Here is a 4,528-nt window from a genome sequence, read left to right on the forward strand (position 1 = left end):
AAATAAAAGACTCTAAAGTGCTATAATCTACCCAAATTTAAAAGGACTTTTATGACTACCATGATAAACATTCAAACAACTGCAGATAATACCACTCTTGAAGCGATAAAGGCTCTACTTTTTAAAATAGATCCAGCTGCTATTTTTGAAACCTATGGTGAGCAGCAAAACTATCTTAGTAAAGAGGACGAAGAGCATCTAAAGAGGATTTCTGATATGGATGATAAAGGAGAGCTAGAGTATGTCTCAATGGACGAAATGAATGCTCATGTAAATTCTCTTTTTAAAAAATACGGTGCCTAAATGCAACAAATTCCTTATATAAGCAAGGAATTTCTAAGCCAACTTGATGCCATTTTAGATTTTTACTCTAAGGATAGCATTGAGACTGCTCGGGCTTTTTATAGTGAGCTATTAGAAAGGCTAAAAAGCATCTCTTATATGCCTTATAGATTTAGAAAAAATAAAACAATCAATAGAGAAGACACTAGAGACCTTATCTTTAAAGGGTATGTGGTGGTCTTTCGTATAGAACAAGATCACATAAAAATACTTGCAATATATAAGCACAATCTTACTCCTTACTCATAGAAATACGCTATTAGCTTAAATTTATAAAGACTGTAGCTCTAAATTACTATTTAGTTCTCGCATCTTAATCTCCACAGGAAAGGCTATACCAAAGTGTTCAAGCTCTCTTTTTAGCTTGATATTTGTATTTGCATGAGTTATGACTAGATTATAAATTTCTTCTTTTACTTGCCTTATCTCTTCTCTTGCAAGCTCTATTTCAATATTCTTTTTGATAAGCTCTTGATTAGCCTCGTAAAGCTTATTTTTAGTAGTTTGTAGCTCCGTCTCTTGAGCTTTATATAAGCTTTCTTGACTACCAAGCCTTGTTCTTAGTGTTTGATTTTCATGCTCTAGCTCTTCTATCTTTACCTTTTGATCTTCACTATATCTAGTAATGATCTCTATATATGTCTCATCTTTTTCAATGATAGCCTCTAGCTCTTCTAGTTTTTTCATAAGCTTATCATTTTCACTAGCTACCCTAAAAGCTCTTAGTTTCTTATGCTTACTGCCACCATCTCCTTTTATCATTCCCAGAATTTCAGCATTTGTGTTATATACAGTTTTAAAAACGGTTTTATAGTCCAAATTTGGATCAGTTGTATTCTTTTTGAATCTTTGCATTTGGTTTCTGTCATTTACTAAGCTATTCCATTCTACATGAGCATGCTTTTGAAATATTGGTTCAAATTTTTCATATTCCAGTTCAGCCCCTTTTTCATAGTATTGCTTGCCATTTATGCTCTCTTTTATATGAATATAATAAGCCCTGCCATCCTTATCTGTAATGTATGTGCCACCTAGTTTGCCATTTTCATCATGAAATAGTGGAAATATCTCCTTGTTATCGCTCTTTCTCAAAAGGTGCCCTTCATCACTATGAATGTATAAATTTATGGGTTCAATGTTTAAAATTTTGCTTACAGCTTTTATGGATTTTAGTAAGCTTGATAGTTGCGTATGCTCATTTAATCCTATGACGCATTCATAGTGACAGTTTTGCTTTAGCGGCTTTTTGCCCCTATGCTTATCCACTAGCTTTATCTTGCCAAGATGTGATACTTCATACTTCATCTCATCTCTTCTTTTTTGCCATAAATCATCGAAGCTAAGCTTATTTAATCTTATGTGCCTCACAGGCTTTTTCAAGATCCCATATTTTTCGTTTAGATAGTATCCTGGCATTAGATAGCCAGGTTTTTCTTCTCTACTATTGTGAGCATTTGTGCGGTCACTAGCTAGCTCAAATGTTATGTTTGCTTGTTGGTCTTTAAACATATTGCCTCTTTAAATTTAATATCTATTTATAGTAATTATATGTGTTTGGGCAAAAATCATTAGCCTAAACCATTTTATTGCCCAAATTGGTTTAGAGAGCTCTAAACCTTTGGGCTCTGCGAGGCTTTTTAATGTAAAAGAGAGATTTGACCTACATTCTTTTAAAATATAAGTCATATTCTAGAGCTAGACTGAATGAGTCCTTTATGCCTACCCCTGCTAGCTTGTTTGTGCATCATCTGCTACATAGGCATTTTTCTAATCGCATATTTTACGTATTTTATTTTTTATCTTTAAAGCATATCTTTACAGTATGTTTCTCTGCTTGGCACTTCGACTACTAGCGGATCATTTGATGATATAGTGCCTTTTATCTTATATCCACATAGACAGCGATACTATCTTTTTTCTTTTATAGTTTCTAAAATCTTCTTAAGGTACTTTTTAAATTCGTCAGCAGATGTTTTATTATCATTTGTTAATACACTGAGTATAAAAATTTTGTTTTCAGAACTATGTCTTATGTTTTTTGGCTCATTAAAGACGTTACTTTTGGCATAGATTAGAATTCCAGTGTTTGAACCGGCTTTCTCCACGTATTGTTTTATTTGTAGCAAATTCTTGCAATCAGTTTCACCTATATAGGCATTATAAAAATGCCTATATTTAGCATCCAAAACAGCTAAAATTTTCCCTTCTTCATCTTTTATCGCAAAATCAGGTCTCAAATCCAAGCCTGGAATTTTATACTGAGTCTCTAGGCTAAATTTACCGCCAAATTCGCCTAATACACTTCTTATGAGCCTCTCGACATAAAGTTCAAAAAGGTTGGGCGCATACAGTAAATAACCAAAATTTAGATTTTTGACGGCGCTTTCGTTCGTATATCTAGAATCTTGCAAAATGATAACTCTGGCGATTTGAAGAGCAATTTTGTAGTCTTTATAAAGCTCGTTCATAACGGATTTTGAGTTCAAAGCCGTATCTATGTCTCTGATACTCTTCATCTTGCCATTAGCATTGGCTAGCAAAAAATTCTTTATTTCTTTGTCGTAAAGTGCGAATTTAGTGTTTTTTCTAACCAAGATATCGTAAGCTTTTAAAAGCACCCTTGCGACCACTTCGTCAGGCACTCGCGAGCTTTTTCGACTTGAAATTTTACCCATAAAGGGCTGATCTTTTTTGATAAAATTTTTAACGTCAAGGCTTCCGTGCAGGGCGTAGTCTCTAAAAGGAATTTTCTTATAAACGCTTGGAAAGCCGCTTAACTTGGCTAGCTTTAAGCGGCTGATAAACGAGGCGTAAAGGATGTAGTCCATAGGGATCTCGCCATTTATCTCGGCGACGCTACCGCCAGAGCTAAAAAACGACGAGTCGATAGTTTTAAAAAGCTCGGCTTCTAGCTGCTTACCGAAACGCGAGTTTATGATATACTCTTGTCCTTCAAAGGTAAAATGGCCTATGTAATTGCCAAATACATAGTTGCTGTCTTCATACTTTCTAAGTATATAGTGCGCATCTTGACCTTCTTTTATCTTTGGGTCAAATTTATCATGCCATCCGTTTAGAAATATTATGCCCGTCTTACCTTTTGTCATCTCATCAAAGGTGATTTCTTTTTGATGCTCGGCACACTTGCAACAGCTGTTATCTTCAAACATCGCACTAGCCTACGAAAATTTTCTTAGCCATCTTTAGTTTTTTCTCTACTTCGCCGTCGCCAAACTGTGTTCTGATATATTCACGCAAGATCGGTTCTATATGCCTATTCCAAATTTGTTGCTCACTCATTGCTTCCTTTTTGAGAAAATACGAATGCCCAATCTCATAAGCTCTACCTAAATTTAAACCATCTTGTTCTTGCTTGCCATTTAACTCATACGTTTTGCCAGTAATATATTGGTTTAAATTTTTGCATTTTGTCTTGTAGGCTTTATCCGTCGCATTTTCTACAGCCTCATAATCACACTCCATCAAGACCCACGCAAAGCGCCTTCTTAGAGCCAAGTCAAAGCAGTCGATGCTTTTATCCACGTCGTTCATCATACCTATGAAATATACGTTGCTTGGTATAGAAAACTCCTGTTTACTAAGTGCATAATTTTTAGTCTTTATGCTTTTACCTCGGTAATTCTCCTCCAAAAGCGATAACGTTTCGCCAAATACCGCTGCTATGTCGGCTCTATTTATCTCATCAACTATGAAAAAGAAATTTTCTTTTTCATTTTGCGCCGCTTTTAAGCAAAATTCTTTAAATAGGCCGTTTGTCAAAGCTAAATTTAAATTTCCGTTTTGTATGCCGATCGGTTTTATGCCGTCTATAAAATCCTCGTATTCAAAACCGCTATGAAACTGTACCCATTGGGTTTTATCATGATTCGGATCTAAAATATCAAGACAGTCTTTTACGAATTTCGTCTTGCCGGTTCCAGGCGCACCGTAGTATATGATATTTTTTATACCATTTTGAGTTAATTTGCCAAATGCATTAGTAATACACTTGCACAAATTGCCAAAAATATCCCTTAAAACACCACCATATTTTTCATATATTTCTTTCTCTTCATCTGTTAGTGTTTCTGCAAAATTTCCAGTATCTATATGTCTGTATCCATTTGAGATCATTGTATTTAAATTTCTTGCTACATAATTTTTAAATTTGCAAATTATTCTATTA

Annotated in this window: 5 protein-coding genes; 2 read left to right on the forward strand and 3 right to left on the reverse strand. The window is 34.6% G+C overall.

Going from position 1 to position 4,528, the window contains the following annotated elements; all coding sequences use genetic code 11:
• The first annotated feature begins 51 nt into the window (after nucleotides 1-51).
• Complete coding sequence (locus CYP84_RS03580) at nucleotides 52-303, forward strand: hypothetical protein (protein WP_021089960.1); 252 nt, start codon at nucleotides 52-54, stop codon at nucleotides 301-303.
• On the forward strand, nucleotides 304-591 hold the full coding sequence (locus CYP84_RS03585; RefSeq protein ID WP_103636702.1) for a type II toxin-antitoxin system RelE/ParE family toxin: 288 nt from the start codon (nucleotides 304-306) through the stop codon (nucleotides 589-591).
• Between the two features lie 21 nt (nucleotides 592-612).
• Here the strand turns inward: CYP84_RS03585 and CYP84_RS03590 are convergent, their stop codons facing one another.
• From CYP84_RS03590 to CYP84_RS03600, 3 genes are all read right to left on the reverse strand, one after another.
• Nucleotides 613-1,851 (reverse strand): hypothetical protein, encoded by a 1,239-nt coding sequence (locus CYP84_RS03590; RefSeq protein WP_103636703.1) that lies wholly within the window; start codon nucleotides 1,849-1,851, stop codon nucleotides 613-615.
• 398 nt (nucleotides 1,852-2,249) lie between these two features.
• Entirely contained in the window at nucleotides 2,250-3,512 is a 1,263-nt protein-coding gene (locus CYP84_RS03595) for a 5-methylcytosine restriction system specificity protein McrC (RefSeq protein WP_103636704.1), read from the reverse strand.
• Nucleotides 3,513-3,516: 4 nt separating this feature from the next.
• Nucleotides 3,517-4,528: McrB family protein (locus CYP84_RS03600; protein ID WP_258033886.1), on the reverse strand; the 1,012-nt coding region annotated here is incomplete at its 5' end.

It is taken from the genome of Campylobacter concisus, from assembly GCF_002912425.1.
Taxonomy (GTDB): Bacteria; Campylobacterota; Campylobacteria; order Campylobacterales; family Campylobacteraceae; genus Campylobacter_A; species Campylobacter_A concisus_AH.

Coding starts and splice junctions, on each gene's coding strand:
- CYP84_RS03580 (WP_021089960.1), top strand. CDS start 52: ATGACTACCATGATAAACATTCAAACAACTGCAGATAATACCACTCTT.
- CYP84_RS03585 (WP_103636702.1), top strand. CDS start 304: ATGCAACAAATTCCTTATATAAGCAAGGAATTTCTAAGCCAACTTGAT.
- CYP84_RS03595 (WP_103636704.1), bottom strand. CDS start 3,512: ATGTTTGAAGATAACAGCTGTTGCAAGTGTGCCGAGCATCAAAAAGAA.
- CYP84_RS03590 (WP_103636703.1), bottom strand. CDS start 1,851: ATGTTTAAAGACCAACAAGCAAACATAACATTTGAGCTAGCTAGTGAC.